The organism is Sulfurimonas sp., from assembly GCF_014859695.1.
Classification (GTDB): domain Bacteria; phylum Campylobacterota; class Campylobacteria; order Campylobacterales; family Sulfurimonadaceae; genus Sulfurimonas.
In genome coordinates this window covers 1-2,655 of record NZ_JACUTS010000143.1, presented here as the reverse complement: position 1 = coordinate 2,655, position 2,655 = coordinate 1, and the positions used below count along the sequence as shown (strand labels likewise).

At 34.4% G+C, this 2,655-nt stretch carries 4 protein-coding genes; 1 reads left to right on the top strand and 3 read right to left on the bottom strand.

The window, feature by feature from the left end:
- Positions 1-271: 271 nt before the first annotated feature.
- Entirely contained in the window at positions 272-1,540 is a 1,269-nt protein-coding gene (locus IBX42_RS12005; RefSeq protein WP_294933167.1) for an ATP-binding protein, read from the top strand.
- Here the strand turns inward: IBX42_RS12005 and IBX42_RS12600 are convergent.
- The 3 genes from IBX42_RS12600 to IBX42_RS11995 all read right to left on the bottom strand — a co-directional run bounded on the left by IBX42_RS12600 (position 1,523) and on the right by IBX42_RS11995 (position 2,434).
- Entirely contained in the window at positions 1,523-1,741 is a 219-nt protein-coding gene (locus IBX42_RS12600) for a tyrosine-type recombinase/integrase (RefSeq protein ID WP_365943733.1), read from the bottom strand. The genes IBX42_RS12005 and IBX42_RS12600 overlap by 18 nt on opposite strands.
- Positions 1,742-1,805: 64 nt before the next feature.
- Positions 1,806-2,108, bottom strand: coding sequence for a tyrosine-type recombinase/integrase (locus IBX42_RS12000; protein WP_294933166.1), 303 nt, complete (start codon positions 2,106-2,108; stop codon positions 1,806-1,808).
- Between the two features lie 74 nt (positions 2,109-2,182).
- Positions 2,183-2,434, bottom strand: a complete 252-nt coding sequence (locus tag IBX42_RS11995) for an integrase core domain-containing protein (protein ID WP_294933168.1) — start codon at positions 2,432-2,434, stop codon at positions 2,183-2,185.
- Positions 2,435-2,655: the final 221 nt, after the last annotated feature.

Here is a 2,655-nt window from a genome sequence, read left to right as displayed (position 1 = left end):
ACATTTGTCCCTGCCACTAAAACGGACGCGTTCGTTTTAGTGCGTAACATCAGTTGATAAGATGTAAAAAACGAATAACTAAGAGGTGCTCAAATTTTCAAAATAAATTCCAGAGCGATAACAGTGAAAAAGTATATTATGAGCTTTAAACTCTCCGCAAAAAAGTCACTGCCTATATATAAATATCCTATTTTTAACAAGGTTTATTCATAACTAATGCTATATTAATTCATAATATATGTTATAATAACTCATAATTTTGGAGAAAACTATGTTTGTAAAGAGAAATATAAAGCCTTACATTTTAGAATTATTGGAATCTTTTAAAATCGTAACCATCGCAGGACCTAGACAATCTGGCAAAACAACGCTCAGTAAAGAGATAGCAAAAGAGCTAGGGTTTAAATACTATACAATGGATGATGAGACGATTTTAAAAGCTGCACAAGAGGACCCGCTAACATTTGCAAAACAACTCTCAAAAACACCTTCGGTCATAGATGAAGTGCAAATGGCAATCGAACTTGTAAAAGCTCTAAAGATCGTTGTAGATGAAGAGAATAAAAACGGTATGTTTCTCTTAACAGGAAGTGCAGATCTTTTTAAAATGAGTGCTATAAATGAGTCTTTAGCGGGGAGAATGGTAAGCGTAGATCTTTTCCCGTTTTCTCAATATGAGCTACACCAAAAAAGCGAGAACTTTATAGATTTGCTCTTTAGCGGTACGGTAGCAGATATAAACTTTAAAGCTATTAGTGTCGAAGAGCAGGTTGACATCATAACAAAAGGCGGTTTTGCCGGCGTATACGACAAGCCTCAAAGAGTATCTCATGCTTGGTTTGAAAGTTATATTGCGGCTCGTATTGAAAAAGATTTGAGCCTTATAAAGCGAGTGAGTCAAGAAAATAAATCTGAAATATTTAAACTGCTTCTGCTCTTGGCTCACAGCAATGCCAATCTTCTCAAATATAACTCTCTTGCAGCACATCTCGCCATCAAAGATATGACCGTAAAATCAGATATAGAGATTCTTGAAGCTCTCTATCTGGTAAAAAGAGTAAATCCATACTTTACAAACAGAGGCAAAAGAGAAGTAAAAACTCCTAAAATTCACTTTATCGACACGGGCTTAGCTTCTCACCTGCTTGGTATAGACAAAGAAGCGCTTATACTAAAAGAGCGGGAACACTTAGGAAGTCTAGTTGAGAACTTTATTTATACAGAGCTTTTAAAACATACGACTTATGCTCAAAAAACGACAAAGATATATCACTATAGAGATGCCGATTATGAAGTTGATTTTGTTTTAGAGCAAAGCAATGCAAACATCATCGGCATTGAGGTAAAAGCATCTACGAGTATAAAGAGTTCAGAACTAAGAGGACTTGTAAAACTTGCCCAAAATAGCTGTGATAATTTTAAAGGCGGGTTTATTTTTTATATGGGTGAACATATCATACCGATTCAAAAAGAAGGGTACAAATTTTTAGTGCTGCCACTGTCTATTTTAGTGAACGGAATGCTAAAATCCCAACTTTAAAATACAGTCCCTTCCTGTATCAGGAGCTAATTTTGCATACCTCAAAGTCATTTTTATATCTTTGTGGTTAAGCAGCTTTTGAATCGTAAAAATTGGTGTACCATTTATCGCCAAGTGTGAAGCAAATGTATGTCTAAGCGTATGTATAACTACTCTATATTTTACGTCTATATCATCCTTGTTAAAAAGTTTATCAAGCACAGTTCTGGCTTTTAGTTTTATTTGATCATACAGATTTGCTTCATTTTCTTTTAAGACGGGAGTGTCAAGCTTTAGATTTTTTACCTTTTTTTTTTAAAAGCTCTTCAAGCTCTTGACTGCCCAAAAAAGCAGTATATTTCTCACGATTTTTTTCATCTAAAACACTTATGGTTTTTGTATCAAAATTGATATCTCTTGGCGTGATTTTGCATATAGCTCCGACTCTTGCCCCTGTTGTTAAGGCAAGTAGAATAAAAAGATGTAACTGCTCATCATCTTGCGTATGTTCAAATAGCTGAAGAATCTCATTTTTTGTTAAATATCTCTCTCTTGAGTTATCGACCTTCAAAGATTTGACTTTTTTCAAAGGATTAGCAACAGCTATTCCTATAACGTCCCCATTTGTCAAGACCACTTAAAGCAACATTCTTATTTCACTCATTATGCTACTAAATGTAGCTCTTGATTATTTACATTTTTTATGGCTTCATGATAAACTTCGTTAGGTGTTTTATTACCGATAGCTGAATGTAATCGTCTTGAGTTGTATTTTACTATATAGTTATTTATAGAGTATCTAAGTTCACTTATGCTCTTGTAGTCATTGAGATATATCTCTTCATACTTGATTGTTCTCCAAAACCTTTCTATACAGATATTGTCTATACTTCTACCTTTGCCATCCATAGAGATTTTAATATCGTGTTGTTTTAGTATCTGATGTTACGCACTAAAACGAACGCGTCCGTTTTAGTGGCAGGGACAAATGTCCCTACAGCCCCCTAAAGCTACGAAAAGGGTACTTTTCGAGAAAATTAGAGGTATTTACGAACTTTTTTACAAAAGTGCGTAAGGTCAGTTAGTATATCTACATGTGATTGTGCAGTATATTGAGATCCTTGATCAGTATTGAA